Below are 20,554 nucleotides of genomic sequence, written 5' to 3' on the forward strand. Positions count from 1 at the left end.
CTTGAGCAGCTTCTTCGACCCGAATCGCCCATGACCACCTACCTTTCCGTCGACAACGTCGTCTACAACGAGAACGACACCAACGCCGTCTTCACGATCACCGTGGTGGGTGCCGCGCCCACCACGGATGTGGTTGTCAACCTGACAAAGGTCACACCAGGTGCTGGTGGCCAGCTTATCCCGAGCTCCTTGCCCAGCGTCACCCTGCTGGCCGGGACCACCCAGATGCAGTTCACGGTGCCGCTGACCTCGACCTCGGCACCGGGCTTCATGGTCCAACTCAGTACCGCTGCAACCGACGTGGCGCTCACCGAGAACCGCGCCGTTGCGGTGATCCAGGACGGTGCCACCTCGCCGGTGGCCACGCCCAACTTCACCGCATCCGACGCCATCGTCGACGAGGGCGCGGGCACGGTCACCATCCAGTACACGCTGGATGCACCGTCGGCCAGCGCCGTCACGGTGGACTACGCCACCCACTCGCTGACTGCCTCTGCCGGGGAAGACTTTGCCGCCGCAGCCGGCACCTTGACGATCGCCGCCGGCCAGACCAGCGGCACGCTCATCATCCCGCTGTACACCGATGGGCAGGTCGAGGGCCGCGAGAGCTTTGCGGTGTCCTTCGGCAATCCATCCGGCGTGACCGTCACCGATCCGGTGGTGCATGTGTCCATCGCTGACCAGGACGTCACCGGCGGCCCGGTGGTCAAGCCCTCGGTCCATGTGTTTGGCAACGTCGCCTTCGAGGATGCCGGCTACGTAGACTTCGTCGTGGCCCTGGACAAGCCGGCCACCGGCGAAGTGGCCGTGGTCTACGACACCAACCCGGTGCCCGTGAGCGCGACTTACCCTGTCACCGCCACCAGCGCCGACTTCGTGCGCCACACCGGCACGCTCATCTTCGCGCCGGGTGAGGTGTTGAAGACCGTGCGGGTGCTGCTGCTGGACAACGCCACGTCCGCTGCGACCACGCAGTTTGTGCAGTTCTACACGACCCTGAGTGTGTTCGGTGCGACCCACGAGGTGTCGAACACCACCGTCACCATCCTGAACCGGGACTACTACGACGCCAACCCGACGCCCGCCACCCTGTCACTCGCGCAGTACCTGGCCTCCAAGTCGGGCGACGTGGTGGCCGGAACGGACTACGCCGATTCGCTGACCGGCGGTGGTGGCGCTGATCTGCTGGACGGGCAGGGCGGCATCGACACCATGGTGGGGGGCCTGGGAGATGACACCTACATCCTCGAACAGACCGGTGACACCGCCGTCGAAGCGGCGGATGGTGGCGTCGACACCATCATCACCTACCTCGGCTCGCAGACGCTGTCAGCGGAATTCGAAAACCTCGTGCTGGCCAGCCTGACCGACATGGCCGCCACCGGCACGGGCAACACCAAGGACAACCTCATCGTCGGCAATGCCGGCGGCAACGCACTGACCGGCCTGGAAGGCAACGACACGCTGGAAGGCGGCGCCGGCAACGACACGCTGGTGGGTGGTGCGGGCAACGATGTCTATGGCGTGGACAGCCTGGGCGATGTCGTTACCGAGGCCGCTGGTTCAGGCAATGACACCGTGCGTGCCTGGATCAGCTACAGCCTGACCGCTGGCAGCAACATCGAAAACCTCAGTCTGGCCGGGCGCGCCGACATCAACGCCACGGGCGACTTGAACGACAACGTGCTGACAGGCAACGTCGGAGCAAACCTGCTGGATGGTGCCGCCGGCAACGACACCCTGTTCGGCGGTGCCGGCAATGACACCCTGACCGGCGGCCTCGGCAGCGACACGATGTACGGCGGCCTGGGCAATGACACCTTCAATGTCGATGCCCCCGGCGATGTGATCGTCGAGGTGGCGGGCGAAGGGACGGATGTGCTGTACGCCAGTGTCAACTACACGCTGACGAGTGGCGCCGAGGTGGAAGCCGCCTATCTGAGCGGCACGGCCACCGTCCTGACCGGCAACGAACTGGCCAACGCCCTGTACGGCGGTTCACTCGCCGACAGCCTCAGCGGCGGCGCAGGCAACGACACGCTGGATGGCGGCGTGGGCAATGACACCTTGGTGGGCGGTCTGGGCGATGACGTCTTCATGGTCGATGTTGCCGGCGACACGGTGACAGAAGCGGCCGATGCCGGCACGGACGAGATCCGCACCGCTCAGACCAGCTACAGCCTCGCGGCCGTCGCCAACGTTGAGAACCTGACCTTCACCAGCGGCACTGCCTCCACAGGCACCGGCAACGCCCTGAACAACCGCCTGACCGGTGCAGCGGGCAACGACACGCTTTCCGGCGCGGACGGCAACGACACGCTCGATGGCGGCGCCGGCAATGATTCGCTGGTGGGCGGCGCCGGCAACGACCTGTACCTCGTCGACAGCCTCGCCGACACGCTGGTGGATGCGTCCGGCACCGACACGGTGCAGACAGCGCTGACCTACACGCTGGCGGCCGGGTTCGAGAACCTCAACCTGACCGGCAGCGGCGCCGTCAACGGCACCGGCAACACCGGCAACAACGTCCTGACCGGCAACAGCGGGAACAACACGCTCAGCGGCATGGATGGCAATGACACGCTGGACGGCGGTGCGGGTGTGGATGTGCTGGTGGGGGGCGTCGGCGATGACACCTACATCGTTGATACGACGACGGACACAATCACGGAAGCTGCTTCCAGTGGTACCGATACGGTGCAGTCGAGCGTCAGCTACTCAGTCGCCGCGTTGGCGGAGATTGAGAATGTCACCCTGACGGGGACAGCTGCGGCGAATGCCACCGGCAACGACAAGACGAACGTACTGACAGGCAACGCAGCGGCCAATGCGCTGAGCGGTGGTGTTGGCAACGACACGCTGGTGGGAAGCGAGGGCAACGACACGCTGGATGGCGGTGCGGGCGCTGATTCGATGACCGGCGGGGCTGGTGACGATGCCTACCTGGTCGACGATGCTGGGGATGTGGTGATGGAAATGGCGGGCGGTGGCACCGACACCATCACGACCTCGGTCAACCTCGTGCTCGCGGTCGGTGCGGACATCGAGCGGCTGGTGGTGTCGGGCGCGGCTAACCAACTCACGGGCAACGAATTGGCCAATGCGCTGGTCGGTGGCACACTGGCCGACACCCTGACCGGCGCAGCCGGCAACGATACCCTGCAAGGCGGTAGCGGAGCTGACTCGCTGGTCGGTGGTCAAGGCGACGACAGCTACGAAGTCGATAACGCCGGCGATGTGATCGTCGAAACGGCCGGACAGGGCAACGACACGGTGAGCGCGTCGGCCAACTACACGCTGGGCATCGGCGTGGAAGTGGAGAGCGTGCAGCTCATCGGCAGCGCCAGCCAGCTGACCGGCAACGAACTGGCCAACACGCTGCTGGGTGGCACCTTGGCCGACAGCATCGACGGCGCAGCCGGCAACGACTCGCTGCTTGGCGGTGCCGGTAACGACACCTTGCTGGGCGGCGAAGGCAACGACACGCTGGACGGGGGCGTGAGCACCGACAGCCTGGTGGGCGGTGCGGGAGACGACGTGTTCATCGTCGATTCGTCCGCAGACTTCATCGCCGAAGCAGCAGGCGGCGGCGGTGACCGAGTGAACACGAGCGTTGACTACACGCTCACCGCTGGAGCAGAGATCGAGTCCGCCTACCTGCTGGGCAGCGCGACGGCGCTGACGGGGAACGAGTTCGGAAATGGGCTGTACGGTGGGGCATTGGATGACATCCTGGATGGGATGGATGGCAACGACACCCTCAATGGTGATGCTGGAAATGACACGCTGACCGGCGGTTCTGGCAATGATCTCTTGAGCGGAGGTGCCGGTAGTGACCGCCTGGTGGGAGGATCGGGAGACGACAGCTACACGATTGACAACGCAGGCGATGTGGTGGAAGAGGCGGTCGGCGAAGGCACGGACACGGTGGTCAGCTCGCTGAGCCACACGCTGGGGACGAACCTGGAGAACCTGACGCTGTATGCGGGCGCAGGGGCGATCAGCGGATCAGGCAACGCGCTGGACAACGCAATCACGGGCAACGAAGGCAACAACGCCATCGACGGTGCAGCGGGCAACGACACGCTGCTGGGCGGTGCCGGCAACGACTCGTTGGCGGGAGGAGCGGGCAACGACTGGATGGCCGGTGGGCTGGGAGACGACTACTACTACGTCGACTCCGCGGCCGACGTGCTGAGCGAAGCCGCAGGTGAAGGGTTTGACCGTGTGTTCACGACAGTGAACTACACCGTCACCGCGGGTGCTGCGGTGGAGAACGTCTTCGTGATGGGCGCGGCCAACGTGCTGGTGGGCAATGAGCTGGCCAACAACCTGTTCGGCGGTGCGCTGGCCGATTCACTGAGCGGCATGGCCGGCAACGACAAGCTCGACAGCGGCGCCGGCAACGACCTGCTGGACGGCGGGATCGGCAACGACACGCTGCTGGGCGGCGCCGGCAACGACTCGTTGACGGGAGGAGCGGGCAACGACTGGATGGCCGGTGGGCTGGGAGACGACTACTACTACGTCGACTCCGCGGCCGACGTGCTGAGCGAAGCCGCAGGTGAAGGGTTCGACCGTGTGTTCACGACGGTGAACTACACCGTCACCGCGGGTGCTGCGGTGGAGAACGTCTTCGTGATGGGCGCGGCCAACGTGCTGGTGGGCAATGAGCTGGCCAACAACCTGTTCGGTGGCGCGCTGGCCGATTCACTGAGCGGCATGGCCGGCAACGACAAGCTCGACAGCGGCGCCGGCAACGACCTGCTGGACGGCGGGATCGGCAACGACACGCTGCTGGGCGGCGCCGGCAACGACTCGTTGGCGGGAGGAGCGGGCAACGACTGGATGGCCGGTGGGCTGGGAGACGACTACTACTACGTCGACTCCGCGGCCGACGTGCTGAGCGAAGCCGCAGGTGAAGGGTTCGACCGTGTGTTCACGACGGTGAACTACACCGTCACCGCGGGTGCTGCGGTGGAGAACGTCTTCGTGATGGGCGCGGCCAGCGCGCTGGTGGGCAATGAGCTGGCCAACAACCTGTTCGGCGGTGCGCTGGCCGATTCACTGAGCGGCATGGCGGGCAACGACAAGCTCGACAGCGGGGCCGGCAACGACCTGCTGGACGGTGGGATCGGCAACGACACGCTGCTGGGCGGCGCCGGCAACGACTCGTTGGCGGGAGGAGCGGGCAACGACTGGATGGCCGGTGGGCTGGGAGACGACTACTACTACGTCGACTCCGCGGCCGACGTGCTGAGCGAAGCCGCAGGTGAAGGGTTCGACCGTGTGTTCACGACGGTGAACTACACCGTCACCGCGGGTGCTGCGGTGGAGAACGTCTTCGTGATGGGCGCGGCCAGCGCGCTGGTGGGCAATGAGCTGGCCAACAACCTGTTCGGCGGTGCGCTGGCCGATTCACTGAGCGGCATGGCGGGCAACGACAAGCTCGACAGCGGGGCCGGCAACGACCTGCTCGCTGGCGGCGTGGGCACCGACACCCTCATCGGCGGCGCCGGCAATGACACTTTCATCTTCGACACGCTCCTCAACGCATCCACCAACGTCGATGTGATCAGCGACTTCGCCGCAGGGGACCTGATCGCAGTGGACAACGACATCTTCACGGCGCTGGGTGCGGCTGGAGCGCTCTCGGCGGGCCAGTTCTACAGCGGCGCGGGCGCGACCGGTGCCAGCGTGGCGGGGCAGACGGCCGGGGTGTACTACAACACCTCCACGGGCAGCCTGTACTACGACGCCGACGGCTTCGGCGGCAGCGCCGCCGTGCAGTTCGCCAGCCTGGCCACCAAGCCCGTGCTCACCGCCGCCTCCTTCAGCATCGGCGAGTGATCCGCGACTGACGCAAGTGGGTTGATCCGGCCGGGAGGCAGCCATGCTTCCCGGTTGTAAAGCTGGGCCGTTGGCCCGGTTTTATGTTGGAGGACCGTGGTTCATCGGGCGGTTCCTGCCGCGATCTGCCCGGTGCGGCAGCCTTTCTCCCGCGGATGGAGGCTGACGGCGGTCACTCTGTTCATCAGAATGTGCGTTTTTGCTGGATGGGGCGCGCATGGTTTCGGACAACGACGTGATGGCGGCCGGCTTGATCGGGCTCGATGCAGCGCTGCTCCTCGTGGACAACCCCGGCGTAAACGATGCCCCGACCTTCGTGGTCACCGATGCCACCGGGAGCCCCGGTCGGCTGCTGCAGCCACTCGGTGGTGGTGACGACGGGGCCAATGCCATGGTGGTGCAGCCCGACGGCCGGATCCTGCTGGCCGGCTTTGGCGCCGGTCCCGAAGGCACGGACCTGGGGGTGATGCGGCTGAACGCGGATGGCAGCCTCGACACCGCCTTCGGCACGGGTGGGAGGGTACTGACGGCGTTGGGTGCGGGCTTCGATGCCGTGTACGCGATGGCCCTGCAGCCCGACGGGGACATCGTGCTGTTCTGCAGCAGCGATGGCGTGGCCGACAGTGATCTCGCGGTGCTTCGCCTGACGGCCGATGGTTCGCTCGATGCGAGTTTCGGCAATGCGGGTATCGTGCAGCTCGATGGTGGCGGAGCCGACTTCGCCGGTGGAGTCGCCATCCAGTCGGACGGTGCCATCGTGCTGGCAGGGACCCGCTGGAACGGCAGTGACAACGACATCGTCCTGCGTCGGCTCGTGTCCGATGGCGGGGTCGATACCGACTTCGGCGCTGGCGGTCAGGTTTCGATCGACTACGGTCGTGGTGACGACAACGCCGCCGCGGTGGCATTGCAGAACGATGGCCGCATCGTGGTGGTCGGGTCGACTTTCAATGGCAGCAACTTCGACGTGGCCGTTGCGCGGCTGAATGGCGACGGCAGCCTGGACAACGGCTTTGGCAGCGGCGGGCTCAGGCAACTCGTGGTGGGCAGCGGCGACGAGGTAGCCACCGCGGTGGCGGTGCAGCCGGATGGCCGCATCCTCATCGCCGGCAGTACCGAAACCGCGTCCGGCTACGACATGCTGCTGCTGCGCCTGAACGCTGACGGTAGCCTGGACGGCAGCTTCAATGGGAGCGGCCGACTGGTGGTGCCCGTGGGCAGCGCTGACGACTTCGCCTACGCGATGGTGCTCCAGCCCGATGGTCAGATCGTCCTGGCCGGTCAGTCCAGCCGGGCCGATGGCAGCCTGGACTTTGCTGTCGTGCAGGTCAATGCCAATGGCACCCTGGACAACGGCTTTCTGACCGGGGGCAAAGCCCTGGTAGCGGTGGGCGGTGGCGACGACAGTGCCTACGCGGTGGCGCTGCAATCCGACGGGCGTCTGCTGCTGGCAGGAACGGCCACAGGAGCAACGGACACCGATGTCGCCTTGCTGCGGCTGAACGCCGATGGCAGCGTGGACAGCAGCTTTGATCCCGCATCGATCCCCACGGTGGGCGGCTCGGTCACGTTCGAGGAGAACGGTGTGGCCGTGCGGCTTGATTCCACCGTGGCGGTGCGTGATCCCGATCTGTTGGCGCTCAACAGTGGGGTCGGCAACTATGCGGGGAGCAGCTTGCAGCTCCAGCGACAGGGGGGCGCTGATGTCCTCGATGAGTTTGGTGCAGAGGGTGGGTTGACCTTTGCGGCGGGGGGCGCCCTGCTTGATGGCGTGCAGATCGGCAGCGTCGTCCAGCAGGGGGGGCGTCTCACGCTGCTGTTCGGTGCACTGGCAACCCAGGCCCGCGTCGACGAGGCATTGAGCAGCCTGACGTATCGCTACCTTGGCGATGCACCACCCGCCGGTGTGACGATCGCCTGGACCTTTTCAGACGGGAACGGCGGTGGTAGTCAGGGCAGCGGCGGGGAGTTGTCGATGCTGGCGACCTCTCAGGTGCAGATCCTGGCAGGCAACGATGCACCCGTACTGGTGTCTCAGCCCGGGCCCACCTTCATCGATGATGGCGTGACGCTGTTCAGCCTGGCTCTGGACGAGCACTTCCGCGACCCGGACGATACGCCGCTGTCCGCCATCACGCTGACTGCCGATAGGGGGCTGCCCACCTGGCTCAGCTACGACGCGGCAACGCATGTGCTGTCAGGTATTGCGCCAGTGGGCACCACGGGCAGTTGGAGCCTGGTGGCCACGGCGCGCGATGCGGACGGTGCCAGTGTGGCCTCCAACTTCACGCTGCAACTGAGGGATCAGAGGCTGTTGGGTGGCGATGGAGCGGACACGCTGACCGGGGCCTCGGGGCAGGACGTGCTGGATGGCGGGGCCGGCAGTGATGCGCTCGATGGTGGTGCGGGCAACGACACCCTGGTGGGAAGCGCAGGCGACGACACGCTCAACGGAGGTGTGGGCGAGGACAGCCTGACCGGAGGAGCTGGCGATGATCTCTATGGGGTCGACTCGGCTTCCGACGTCATTGCCGAGGCCATTGGTGAGGGCCATGACCGCGTCTGGGCCTCGGTTGACTATGTACTGGGTATGGGGATATCGATCGAGAGCTTGACGCTGAAGGGCACTGCCACGGCGCTGACGGGCAACGAGTTGGCCAATGCCTTGTTTGGTGCGGACTTGGCTGACACGTTGATGGGCCTTGACGGCAATGACACCCTTGACGGTGGTGCCGGCAGTGACCGCCTGGTGGGTGGAGCAGGTGACGACACCTACACGATCGACAACGCAGGCGACGTGGTGGAAGAGGCCGTCGGCGAAGGCACGGACACAGTGGTCAGCTCGCTGAGCCACAGGCTGGGCTCGGACCTGGAGAACCTGACGCTGTATGCGGGCGCGGGGTCGATCAGCGGTACGGGCAACGAGCTGGACAACGTGCTCACCGGCAACGAGGGCGACAACACGCTGGACGGTGGGGCCGGTAGTGACCGCCTGGTGGGAGGATCGGGAGACGACAGCTACACGATCGACAACGCAGGCGATGTGGTGGAAGAGGCCGTCGGCGAAGGCACGGACACGGTGATCAGCTCGTTGAGCCACACATTGGGGATGAACCTGGAAAACCTGACGCTGCATGCGGGCGCGGGGTCGATCAGCGGTACGGGCAACGAGCTGGACAACGTGCTCACCGGCAACGAGGGCGACAACACGCTGGACGGTGGGGCCGGTAGTGACCGCCTGGTGGGAGGATCGGGAGACGACAGCTACACGATCGACAACGCAGGCGATGTGGTGGAGGAGGCGGTCGGCGAAGGCACGGACACGGTGGTCAGCTCGCTGAGCCACACGCTGGGGACGAACCTGGAGAACCTGACGCTGTATGCGGGCGCAGGGGCGATCAGCGGATCAGGCAACGCGCTGGACAACGCAATCACGGGCAACGAAGGCAACAACGCCATCGACGGTGCAGCGGGCAACGACACGCTGCTGGGCGGTGCCGGCAACGACTCGTTGGCGGGAGGAGCGGGCAACGACTGGATGGCCGGTGGGCTGGGAGACGACTACTACTACGTCGACTCCGCGGCCGACGTGCTGAGCGAAGCCGCAGGTGAAGGGTTTGACCGTGTGTTCACGACAGTGAACTACACCGTCACCGCGGGTGCTGCGGTGGAGAACGTCTTCGTGATGGGCGCGGCCAACGTGCTGGTGGGCAATGAGCTGGCCAACAACCTGTTCGGCGGTGCGCTGGCCGATTCACTGAGCGGCATGGCCGGCAACGACAAGCTCGACAGCGGCGCCGGCAACGACCTGCTGGACGGCGGGATCGGCAACGACACGCTGCTGGGCGGCGCCGGCAACGACTCGTTGACGGGAGGAGCGGGCAACGACTGGATGGCCGGTGGGCTGGGAGACGACTACTACTACGTCGACTCCGCGGCCGACGTGCTGAGCGAAGCCGCAGGTGAAGGGTTCGACCGTGTGTTCACGACGGTGAACTACACCGTCACCGCGGGTGCTGCGGTGGAGAACGTCTTCGTGATGGGCGCGGCCAACGTGCTGGTGGGCAATGAGCTGGCCAACAACCTGTTCGGTGGCGCGCTGGCCGATTCACTGAGCGGCATGGCCGGCAACGACAAGCTCGACAGCGGCGCCGGCAACGACCTGCTGGACGGCGGGATCGGCAACGACACGCTGCTGGGCGGCGCCGGCAACGACTCGTTGGCGGGAGGAGCGGGCAACGACTGGATGGCCGGTGGGCTGGGAGACGACTACTACTACGTCGACTCCGCGGCCGACGTGCTGAGCGAAGCCGCAGGTGAAGGGTTCGACCGTGTGTTCACGACGGTGAACTACACCGTCACCGCGGGTGCTGCGGTGGAGAACGTCTTCGTGATGGGCGCGGCCAGCGCGCTGGTGGGCAATGAGCTGGCCAACAACCTGTTCGGCGGTGCGCTGGCCGATTCACTGAGCGGCATGGCGGGCAACGACAAGCTCGACAGCGGGGCCGGCAACGACCTGCTGGACGGTGGGATCGGCAACGACACGCTGCTGGGCGGCGCCGGCAACGACTCGTTGGCGGGAGGAGCGGGCAACGACTGGATGGCCGGTGGGCTGGGAGACGACTACTACTACGTCGACTCCGCGGCCGACGTGCTGAGCGAAGCCGCAGGTGAAGGGTTCGACCGTGTGTTCACGACGGTGAACTACACCGTCACCGCGGGTGCTGCGGTGGAGAACGTCTTCGTGATGGGCGCGGCCAGCGCGCTGGTGGGCAATGAGCTGGCCAACAACCTGTTCGGCGGTGCGCTGGCCGATTCACTGAGCGGCATGGCGGGCAACGACAAGCTCGACAGCGGGGCCGGCAACGACCTGCTCGCTGGCGGCGTGGGCACCGACACCCTCATCGGCGGCGCCGGCAATGACACTTTCATCTTCGACACGCTCCTCAACGCATCCACCAACGTCGATGTGATCAGCGACTTCGCCGCAGGGGACCTGATCGCAGTGGACAACGACATCTTCACGGCGCTGGGTGCGGCTGGAGCGCTCTCGGCGGGCCAGTTCTACAGCGGCGCGGGCGCGACCGGTGCCAGCGTGGCGGGGCAGACGGCCGGGGTGTACTACAACACCTCCACGGGCAGCCTGTACTACGACGCCGACGGCTTCGGCGGCAGCGCCGCCGTGCAGTTCGCCAGCCTGGCCACCAAGCCCGTGCTCACCGCCGCCTCCTTCAGCATCGGCGAGTAACCAGCAGTTGAATCAGGCGCGCATTGGGGCGAGGCGGAGGCCCTGCAGCTGCCGGTCAGCGTTGCAGCGAGGCCAACGCTTCGCGGTATCGGTCGATCACGATCTGCTCGTCGAACTCCCTGACCACTCGTGCGCGCCCACGCTCACCCATGCCAACGCGTGAGGCTTTATCCATCGCAGCGAAACGGAGCATGGCCGACGCAAGACCGGGGGCATCCCTTGCCTTGCAGCGCAAACCGGTCTGACCATCAATCACTGTGTCCTTGCAACCTGGCGCATCGGTGGTGATGACAGGGCGAGCCATTGCCGCCGCTTCCAGCAGGGTGCGGGGAACCCCCTCCCGATAGGAAGGAAGAACAACGGCATCAGCATGAGCGATGTGCGGCCTGACATCGTCAGTCTTGCCGAGATAACGGACGATTCCTTCAGCTTGCCATGCATCGATCTGGTCGCGACCGATCGATGCCGGATTGTCCGAATCAGCGGCACCCAGGAGGTGAAAGGTCGACATGGGGTATTTGCCGCGAACAAGGCGTGCTGCGTCGATGAATTCCCCGACACCTTTGTCCCACAGCATCCGCGCTACCAACAGAAATACAGGTGCGTCTGTATCACGCTCCACCCAGGGGGCGGCACAGAACCGATCTACATCCACACCGGAGCCCGGTAGTCGCTCATATCGGCCAGGCAGGACCAAACCGCTGCGCAGGAAAATATCCTGATCATCGAGGTTCTGAAAAAATACCCGATGTGCATATCGGAAGGTCAAACGATAGAGCAGCCTCGCAATACGTGTCACGAACGAGGTTTGAATAAAGGCACGACCGAGGCCGGATACGTTCGGTATGAATCGAATGCCCAGACTCATGCAGGCTATTGCCGAGTAGAGGTTGCCCTTGGGTGTATTGCTCAGGACGACATCCACCCGGTTGTTCTGGAACACCCTGCGCAAGCAAAGCACGGATCTCAACTCTGTCAGCCATTGTGTGCCGGACCCTGACAACGGAACTGCCTCATGCCGAATACCCGACGATATCAAGTGCGTCGTGTATTCATCCTCAGGCGAAACAGCAATGACCTCGTGCCCGTCGGCCATCAGCGCCAGCATCAGGTTACGCCGGAAATTGACGAGGTACCAGGACGTGTTTGAGATGACCGCGATGCGCATGGCTCAGTCCACCGCCTGCGTAGCTAGCCAGGCCTGGAACATCAGCACATCCCACAGGTGTCCGGACCAACTGCGTCGGCCGGAGAGGTGCTCCAGCCAGCAGCGGCGTACAATCGCGACATCGAAATGTCCGCCGTCGCGCAGGCGGTGTTCTGAGAGCAGATCCTCAGCCCAGGCGCGCAACGGACCACGGAGCCACGCCGCGAGCGGCACTGCGAAGCCCTTCTTCGGCCGCTCAATCAGCGCGCGCGGCACGTGGCGGAAAAGCACCTGTCGCAGCGGCCACTTGGTCGTCCCGCCGTGGATCTTCAGGTCCAGCGGCAGCCGCCAGGCGAATTCGATCAGGTGGTGGTCCAACATCGGCACCCGGGTTTCCAGCGAGACGCCCATTGCTGCACGGTCCACCTTCGTCAGCACGTCGCCGGGCAAGTAGGTCAGCAGGTCCAGCAGCATCATGCGCTCGACGTCGCCCAGGGCAGAGATCTCGGGTGGTACGTCGTTGAGCAGCGTGACCGGCTCGCGGGATGACAGAACCACCTCTTCCGGATTGGTCCAGTGGCTGACCAGGCCGCGGTAGAGCTCCGACGGGTCCCGGCTGCCCAGCAGAGTGGAACCTTTGTGGATCTTGTCGCCCATGTTGTTGGCGCGGTGGTCAGCGGACTTGTAGAACCAAAGCCACGTGAAGATGCGGTTCCACTGCTCCACGCTCAGGCGTCTCAGCACGGCGGCCACGCCGCGCCGCAAGGGCGCCGGCACGGCTCTTAACCAATGCCATATTGAAGACGTGATGCGGTAGCGCTCGTAGCCGCTGAACAACTCGTCGCCGCCGTCGCCCGACAGCGCCACCGTGACGTGCTGGCGGGCCATCTGGGACACGAGGAACGTCGGGATCTGTGACGAGTCCGAGAACGGTTCGCAGTACAGGCCTGGCAGCTTCGGGATCACGTCCAATGCGTCCTGGGGCTGCACGTACAACTCGGTGTGATCGGTGCCCAGGTGCTGCGCGACGGCCTTTGCAAAGGTCGCTTCGTTGTACCCCTGCTCATGGAAACCAATCGTGAACGTGCGCACCGGCCGCGCCGACTGCGCCTGCATCAGCGCCACCACCACCGACGAGTCGATACCGCCCGACAGGAAGGCGCCGAGCGGCACATCCGACATCATTTGCCTGCCGACCGAGGCCGACAGGAGCCGCTCCACCTCGTCCACCGCCTCAGCCGCGCTGCCATCGAAGGGCTGGCGCATGCCGGCCAAACAAGCTTCCTGGCCCGACCAATAGGCCCGTATCACTGGCTCCTCCGCCCTCGCAGTGATTTCCAGCCAAGTACCCGGCTCCAGCTTGCGGATGCCCTGGAAGATCGAATGCGGCGCGCCGATGTAGTTGTGCCGCAGCAGCAGCGCTAATGCGCCGCGGTCGATCTCGGCACAGAAGGCCGGGTGTCGTTGCAGGGCCTTGAGTTCCGATCCAAACAGGAAAACCCGTGGCTGGCCGGCCTGCCCGCCCTGCCAGCCCCAGTACATCGGCTTTTCGCCCAGGCGATCACGCGCAAGCGCCAACCGGCGCTCCAAGCGGTCCCAAAGCGCGATTGCGAACATGCCGGTCGCGCGCTTCAATCCACCCTCGATGCCCCAGGCCTCGAATGCGGCCAGCAGCGTCTCGGTGTCTGAGTGCCCGCGCCAGACCGGTGCATGGCCCTGCACGGCCAGTTCCTCGCGCAGCTCCCCGTGGTTGTAAATCTCGCCATTGAAAGCGATGACGTAGCGTCCCGATGCCGAGACCATCGGCTGGTGACCCGCTTCCGACAAATCCACGATCGCCAGCCGGCGATGCGCGAGCGCAATGCCCTGCTCCGGGTCCAGCCACAGCCCTTCGCTGTCCGGCCCGCGCAGGTACAGTGCATCGTTCATGCGCCGCAGCCGAGCTTCCTGCTCGGGCATTGGCACACCGCCCACTGCGCTGGTGAGCCACCCTGTCAATCCGCACATTTTTCTTCCTTCATTGGGTCCGCATTCGTCCCTGAGTTGGCGACATGCGCCGCCCGTTCACTGCAAAGCGCAGGCCTGTATTGATTCCACGCATGCCAGCCGTCCACGCGCCAGATCTTCCCAGCCATGATTTCCCTACGGGGCCCGGTCATTTCCCGGCGCGGCGCCAGACCGATTCCTGAAGTTCCCCGAAGCGCTGGCAGACGCGCTCCATGCTGAATTCATCAACGATCCGCTGGCGTGCTGCGGCGGCCCGATGGCGCCGCCGAGCAGCCGGTTCCAAGGCAGCCTGCCGCAGCGCCTCACCCAGCGCAGCTGGGTCTTCCTTTGGAACCACCCACCCGGTGTCGCCGACCAGCATGGCGGCATCGCCGACATCAGTCACCACGCAGGGCACGCCGCAGGCCATTGCCTCGCCGACCACGTTGGGAAACCCCTCTGTCCTGGACGACAGGCAAAACAGGTCGAAGGCCTGCAGGAGGTCGGGCACGTCGTCGCGTTCGCCCAGCAGCAGGAACTGCCCGCCATGCCCCGTCTCCGCGAGCGCTCGCGCCAGCCCCGCATTGCCGGTGTCGACCGCGCGGCCCACCATCACCAGGCGAGGAACCGCGGCCTCGCGGTTCTGCAGCAGAGCGTGTGCCAGCAGCGCGGCAGCCTGCACGAAGTTCGGGTGATCCTTGGCGTAGTTCCAGCGGCCCACATGGCCGATGACCAATTCCGTGGCACCGATCCCGAGTTGCTCTCGGACCCGCTGGCGAACAGCCGGGTCCGGCCGGAAGCGGTCGGTGTCGAAGCCGTTGGGGATCACCACCATGCGCGAGGCGTCGTAGCCGATCGCCTCGTGCGAACGCCTCGACGCCTCAGCCGCGCAAGCAATCGCCGCCGGCACGGCACTTGACAACCTGGCGCAGCACCAGCGGATCAACCGTGTGCCGCGTGAAGTGCCGCTGAAGTCGGTGGTCCGGATCCCCCAGATCACTGCGCGGATGCCTGCCCGTCGCGCAGCCAACCCGCCGATGAGGTCGGCATGGACCATCCAGGTCTGCACGACGTCCGGCCGACGCGCCCTCAGCAACCGGTACAGCGCGAGGAAGACCCGTGGCAGATCCCATGCTCCGCGCATGCCCAGGGCGATGACCTCGATGCCCGAAGACTGCAGCATCCGACCCACAGGGCCGACCTCCATCATCGAGACCACCGTCGCCGGCTGCTGCGCCATCACCAACCGGCGCAGCATCAACTCGGCGCCGCCGATGCCAAGGTTGATGATCACGTGCATGACTTTCATGGCATCTTTGAGTGCGAAGTTTTTGGGCCTGTGTGGCCGTCGTTTGATCGACTAAGCATGTCTTCAATTAGTTTTCTGCGAGCGATTCCCTCGCTGCTGCTCGTGTCGATGATATGAGGGCCATTTTTGCCGTAATACTCGTCGATACTGCAAATTCGCTTGGCGGGATTACCGCCAATCACGGAATTTTCCGGATGGTGCCCTTTTACCACAGAGCATGCTGCGACGATACAGTTTTTCCCGATGTGGGTGTCCTTTAGGATTACAGAGCCCTGACCAACAAAGCAGTTTTCATCAATCACGATACGACCAAAGACTGATTTTTTTCCGTAGACATCTCTAATTTTCTCGCCATCTGCAATAAGCGGAACTTGTATTGCTCCGTCGTGAGTAATGAATGAAACCGAATTCGTTATAAGACAACTGCTTCCGATTGAAATTAGAAATGGTTCAGATCCGAAGTCTTGCTGGCCAACGAAGATGGTCCCCTCTCCTACACTTAAGCCGAGTCGTTGTGCATTAGCAAAATTGGATTTGCGGACTAGTTTCTTGATTGCCCTGGCAACAAAATTAATGATTATTGATTTGAGCATAGGTTCTTCTCTGCTGAACTGTGAGCAGGTGTTGAAAAATGCGCATCCAAATTAGCGCTTGAATATAAGTAATGAATGCACCCCACCATGGGGGGAGGAGGTAAAGAAGCCAGGCTAGCCAAAGTCCGTCTTGAGTCAATGCGTTCCCATTGCATCTCTTTGTTAGATACACGGATATGATGCAAAGAAGCAAGGTGTAGGCCAAATAGAGTGCAGCATGTTGTGGTGCAATAAAGAACCAGCCAACATAGGAAATGCTTGAATTCCAGTCTCCAAACGTTTCTGGGTTTCCAAGGTCAGCATACCCAGTGATGGCTGTGCCTATGTAGATTGTTTTTCTGCCATTGAAAACTAGGTCGTAGGCAATCCCTGGTAGACCCTCTTTCCAGAATGGTGCGAAGGCTCCTTGCTCGTATTCGTTCTGAAGTTTTTCTGATAGGTCTATTACTGTCGTCAGCATGGACGTGAGATGCAGTCTACCGATCAGGTGAACGATCCCATCGCTCATCAATGTTTCATATCCGTCTGCTGCGGCGCCCAGTTCGATTTGTGATGCAACACCAATTAAGTCGAGATCAGTACCGGCAGCGGCGCGAAATGCCCATTTTGCGGCAGTTATTAATGGGTAGAGGGTGATCAATGCGGCAAGACCAGTAAGCACAATTTTGTAGTTAATTCTGCCTGACCGATGTAGCCGACAATATTCGAAAAATATAATTATTAAGATAAAGCTTGACCAACCTCGCGTGGCATTCGAGAGTGCCCAGGTCACTAGATTGGCGTGGAATAACTTCGACTCTCTGTAGAGGCTGTAGTAAACTATGAATAGGTAGTCTGCTGGGATTGCGACCCAAATAATCGAAAGTGGCGTGCTGGTTTTTGTGGATGCTGATCCTGCGGTATTTACTCCGAAATAAAGATTGAATGCGAAGAATAGTATCTGAACGACAAGCATCGTGATGCCGATTCGCCTTGACGTTCCTTCGCCGTTGGTGAAATTTTTTTTATCTGAAAAATTAATCCGATTGAGATTTCTGAAAAGTGGGCCGAGAATAATTAGGTAGGCGCAGCAAATAATCAGTGTCGCTGCAACTGCAGTAGTCGTCGAGGTTAGTGGTTTTCCTTCGGCGTCGCCGATCAATTGATTGGAAAAAACAATTACAATTAAACCAATTATGTTTGACAAAATATACGCCGCAAGCCACGGTCCGCGAGGAGATCCTCTTGATATGCCATTGACCTGGCTATTTTTTTTGTGCGACGTCATTATTTATGTGCTGATGTAGTGGGTGCCGGGTACTATGCGGCTAGATTAATCTTATTGGTGGTTGTGATTATTGGTTTGGCTTCTTGCCTTGTTTATCACTCTGCCGGGCACTCCAACGACCGTTGAATTTTCTGGTACATCTGAAATTACAACAGCATTTGCGCCAACCACGGAGTTATCGCCAATACATATTCGTCCAAGTATTTTTGAGCCTGTGGAGAGGGTGACTTTGTCCCCGATGTGAGGCTGGTTGCCGAGGCTGGAGCGAATGAGGTTCCTGTTTCCCAGGGTAACGCCATTGAATATGGTGCAATCTCGGCCGATGATGACGTCTGCACCTATGACTATGTCGTGACCGTGTACGATTACCAAGCCGGGGCCAATTTTTGCTCTACAGGATATATCGCTTGCAAACACAATCCTAATTATGTATTCAACCAGCAACCCCAGGGGTGAGCCTATTGCCCATAGTTTGCGAATTGATTGTCCGATGCGAATCAGTAGTGTCATATGAAGTGTGTGACACGTGAGAATCCATTTGATCTTGTTGAGGTAAGATTTGTCGCCAGCAAGCGCGGTCACGTCATCAAAGAAGAATGAGATGGTCATCTTTGTTATTTTGAGTGGCGAATTGATGGCGGAATCCGAAGTGTTGATAAGATATTTCGATATTTGATCAAATCAAGTGCTGATTGAATGCGTGAGAATTGCAGCGTTGGCCCAAGAAAAATCTTTGCGACTGGCCAGTTCTTGTTTTTTAGTGCGGCAACAAAGAGGAGTAGCGATGCAGATCCCACCTGTCGCTTATGTTGCGGATATTTCTTGCCAAAATATGTGAAGCAGGAGGCTAGAAGTCGTCTTGTGGTCAGCCCGGCAGACGCTATTCCGATGCCTGCTCTATATACCCCAAATGGTTTGTCGGATATAAACCAAGCGCTGCCTGTTCCTATTTGCTCGACGTTGGCGAAGTAGTCCACTACGGGAAAGTCTGGAATTTGAAAGTCTCGAACTTGTTTTCGGTACATTTTTGAACTGTTGGATCCTAGTGTTATAAATCGGATAATGTCCGCTCGAGAGAAGCCGTTGCTTGGAATGAGACTGCAGTCAAACAAGTCTTCGCATATCAAACCGGTTGATTCATTTTTGACTAGCATGCGATGCCAGCTGATGTTGCAATCAGGGTTTTTGTCTAGGAAATCGCTTTGTGCTTGCAGCTTTCCAGGGAGTGCATAGTCATCGCCATCGACGTGCGCGATGTACTCTCCAGATGCGAGCGTGTGTGCAAATACGAAGTTCTTGTAGGCGCCAATATTTTTCTCGTGACGTACGGACCGGATCATGTGTGAATACTTTGATTTGAATTCACTGATTACTCCAGAGGTTCCGTCTGTTGAGCAATCATCTGAAATGATGATTTCAAATGGAAAGTTGGTTTTCTGGTCAACTAGACTCTGAATGCACTGAGCAATGAAGTCCTTCTGGTTGTAGGTCACTACACAAACCGAAACCTTGGGTACGGGCCGGTTCTCGGTTTCCGGCAACGTCAGAGTGTCGTTCATGTCAAATCAGGAGGCTTTGGAGGTGGCTGCGCGTGCGGCAATCCGGAGTCGCACGTATTGGCGGATGTTGGTCGAACTGGCGCAGCTGAACAGGAAGACGGCGAAGCTGACAGCGGCCAGTTCACCCAGGATGATGAGCCGGTTGGTATGCCAGGGGGTCAGAGTGCTGAGCGCGGCCGTGGTCGCCGTGGCGATGGCGGCAGTCGGCAGGATGTCCTGAAGGAGCCACGGCCGGTGCAGGTTCGGCGCGAACCGGCGATGGACACGCCAAGTCCATAGCAGGAAGTAGATCAGGTTGGCGCTGAACCAAGTCCATCCGGCGCCAACCGCGCCGCGGTGCATCGCCGCGACGATGATCGACGGGATCAGAAACAGCACGAACAGCACGTTGCCAACTAGGTGCAACCGGACATCGCCCTTGGCAAACTGAAGGTAGTAGGGGAAGGCGGCGAGTGCGAGGATACCGTTGCCCAGCGCGTACAAACGCAGGATCGGCGCGGTTTGGCTGGCCAGTGCGGCATCGCCGGTCCAGGCCCGCAACAAGGGTTCGGCGCAGAAACCCAGCACCAGGGCCGTGGGCAGCGCGATGACGGCCATACCCTGTGTGGCCTGTCGGTAGAGTTGGAGCAGGCCGCTCTCGTCGCCCTGGGCTTGCAGCCGTGCCAGCCTGGGCATCAGTGCCATGCTGAGCGGGCCGCTGATGATCGACACACCGCCAGCTGCCAGCACGGCGAGTGTGAAGTGGCCGTAGTCCGACAACGGCAGGATCTTGGATAGCACCAGCTTGTCGGTCTGGGTTACCCCTATCCAGACTGCGCTGGTGAAGGCGATGCTCAGCGAGAAGCCGACTACGTCGCGCATTGCGGACCAATGCCATCCGATTTTCGGGCCACCCGGCTCGCGCGAAGGAAGGAGGCCGTAGGTTTGGCGAACAAGCAAGGTGGTTTCGGCCAGTCCCACCAGCAGTTGCCATCCAAAGAAATGGGCTGGGGAAGTGCCGATCCATTCGAAGACCAACAACACGACGACGAATCGCGCGGTCGCTGTAGCGGCGTTGAGTCGGCCGAGCCAGACCTGCTGCTCAAACCCGCCGATGGCACCGCGGTAGAGTCCGGCCACCCAGCGAAGACCGATGATGCCCGCCATCAGCTCGATCGAAAGACGGACTTGGTCGGTCGACAGAGCCTGTGCTTGTAGCCAGCGGGTGGCGACCCAGTCGGCACCGAGCACAAGCACGAGGGCGCCCGAAAGCGCGATGCTAACGAAAATGCCTTCTAAAACCCGCAGCAGGCGCCGTAGTTCCAGCGCAGTAATGGCGCCACCGGACAGCCGTGCCGTCTGACGCGCCAACGTCGGCGACAGGCCCATGTCCAGCAGCTGGAACCACGCCTGCAGCATCGCATAGAAGCCCACCAAACCATAAGCCTCGGTCCCCATGTATCGGATGTAGATCGGCACGATGAGGATGCCAACCGCAGCGACGTAGATCTGGCTGAGATAGGATGCGACGAGGTTGCGCTTGAAGTCGGTCATGTACGGTTGAGTGGTCCGCAGAATGGCGGGCCGTCAGGCTGCACGGATGACTCCCAGGTTGT

10 protein-coding genes are annotated in these 20,554 nt (G+C 62.0%); 2 read left to right on the forward strand and 8 right to left on the reverse strand.

The annotated features are described in order from the left end of the window. Window positions 1–30 precede the first annotated feature (30 nt). Window positions 31–5,850 (forward strand): Calx-beta domain-containing protein, encoded by a 5,820-nt coding sequence (locus tag NGK70_RS06590; RefSeq protein ID WP_310742583.1) that lies wholly within the window; start codon window positions 31–33, stop codon window positions 5,848–5,850. Window positions 5,851–6,067: 217 nt separating this feature from the next. Further along, entirely contained in the window at window positions 6,068–11,098 is a 5,031-nt protein-coding gene (locus NGK70_RS06595; protein WP_251972473.1) for a putative Ig domain-containing protein, read from the forward strand. A gap of 55 nt (window positions 11,099–11,153) precedes the next feature. On the opposite strand, the gene NGK70_RS06600 is transcribed toward NGK70_RS06595, so the two are convergent. The 8 genes from NGK70_RS06600 to NGK70_RS06635 form a co-directional block, all read right to left on the reverse strand. After that, window positions 11,154–12,266: a glycosyltransferase family 4 protein gene (locus NGK70_RS06600; RefSeq protein WP_251972474.1), complete on the reverse strand. Its 1,113-nt coding sequence runs from the start codon at window positions 12,264–12,266 to the stop codon at window positions 11,154–11,156. Window positions 12,267–12,269: 3 nt separating this feature from the next. Further along, a complete protein-coding gene (asnB, locus tag NGK70_RS06605; protein WP_251972475.1) occupies window positions 12,270–14,252 on the reverse strand; it encodes an asparagine synthase (glutamine-hydrolyzing) in 1,983 nt (660 codons plus the stop codon). 148 nt (window positions 14,253–14,400) lie between these two features. After that, window positions 14,401–15,540 (reverse strand): glycosyltransferase, encoded by a 1,140-nt coding sequence (locus NGK70_RS06610; RefSeq protein WP_251972476.1) that lies wholly within the window; start codon window positions 15,538–15,540, stop codon window positions 14,401–14,403. Next, window positions 15,537–16,133, reverse strand: a complete 597-nt coding sequence (locus tag NGK70_RS06615; RefSeq protein ID WP_251972477.1) for an acyltransferase — start codon at window positions 16,131–16,133, stop codon at window positions 15,537–15,539. Before NGK70_RS06615 ends, NGK70_RS06610 begins: the two co-directional genes overlap by 4 nt. Continuing rightward, entirely contained in the window at window positions 16,111–17,400 is a 1,290-nt protein-coding gene (gene wzy / locus NGK70_RS06620; RefSeq protein ID WP_251972478.1) for an oligosaccharide repeat unit polymerase, read from the reverse strand. Before wzy ends, NGK70_RS06615 begins: the two co-directional genes overlap by 23 nt. A gap of 51 nt (window positions 17,401–17,451) precedes the next feature. Next, window positions 17,452–18,009, reverse strand: coding sequence for a serine O-acetyltransferase (locus tag NGK70_RS06625; RefSeq protein WP_251972479.1), 558 nt, complete (start codon window positions 18,007–18,009; stop codon window positions 17,452–17,454). Window positions 18,010–18,014: 5 nt separating this feature from the next. Continuing rightward, a complete protein-coding gene (locus NGK70_RS06630) occupies window positions 18,015–18,959 on the reverse strand; it encodes a glycosyltransferase family 2 protein (protein WP_251972480.1) in 945 nt (314 codons plus the stop codon). 6 nt (window positions 18,960–18,965) lie between these two features. Next, window positions 18,966–20,492 carry a lipopolysaccharide biosynthesis protein gene (locus tag NGK70_RS06635; protein WP_251972481.1) on the reverse strand — a complete coding sequence of 509 codons (1,527 nt, stop codon included), beginning with the start codon at window positions 20,490–20,492 and terminating at the stop codon, window positions 18,966–18,968. Window positions 20,493–20,554 lie beyond the last annotated feature (62 nt).

It is taken from the genome of Sphaerotilus microaerophilus, from assembly GCF_023734135.1.
Lineage (GTDB): Bacteria > Pseudomonadota > Gammaproteobacteria > Burkholderiales > Burkholderiaceae_C > Sphaerotilus > Sphaerotilus microaerophilus.

Bases quoted from the DNA above. Each gene is read 5' to 3' on its own strand.
- wzy (WP_251972478.1), bottom strand. From the start codon at position 17,400: ATGACGTCGCACAAAAAAAATAGCCAGGTCAATGGCATATCAAGAGGA.
- NGK70_RS06595 (WP_251972473.1), top strand. From the start codon at position 6,068: ATGGTTTCGGACAACGACGTGATGGCGGCCGGCTTGATCGGGCTCGAT.
- NGK70_RS06600 (WP_251972474.1), bottom strand. From the start codon at position 12,266: ATGCGCATCGCGGTCATCTCAAACACGTCCTGGTACCTCGTCAATTTC.
- NGK70_RS06615 (WP_251972477.1), bottom strand. From the start codon at position 16,133: ATGCTCAAATCAATAATCATTAATTTTGTTGCCAGGGCAATCAAGAAA.
- NGK70_RS06625 (WP_251972479.1), bottom strand. From the start codon at position 18,009: ATGACCATCTCATTCTTCTTTGATGACGTGACCGCGCTTGCTGGCGAC.
- NGK70_RS06610 (WP_251972476.1), bottom strand. From the start codon at position 15,540: ATGAAAGTCATGCACGTGATCATCAACCTTGGCATCGGCGGCGCCGAG.
- NGK70_RS06635 (WP_251972481.1), bottom strand. From the start codon at position 20,492: ATGACCGACTTCAAGCGCAACCTCGTCGCATCCTATCTCAGCCAGATC.
- NGK70_RS06590 (WP_310742583.1), top strand. From the start codon at position 31: ATGACCACCTACCTTTCCGTCGACAACGTCGTCTACAACGAGAACGAC.
- NGK70_RS06630 (WP_251972480.1), bottom strand. From the start codon at position 18,959: ATGAACGACACTCTGACGTTGCCGGAAACCGAGAACCGGCCCGTACCC.
- asnB (WP_251972475.1), bottom strand. From the start codon at position 14,252: ATGTGCGGATTGACAGGGTGGCTCACCAGCGCAGTGGGCGGTGTGCCA.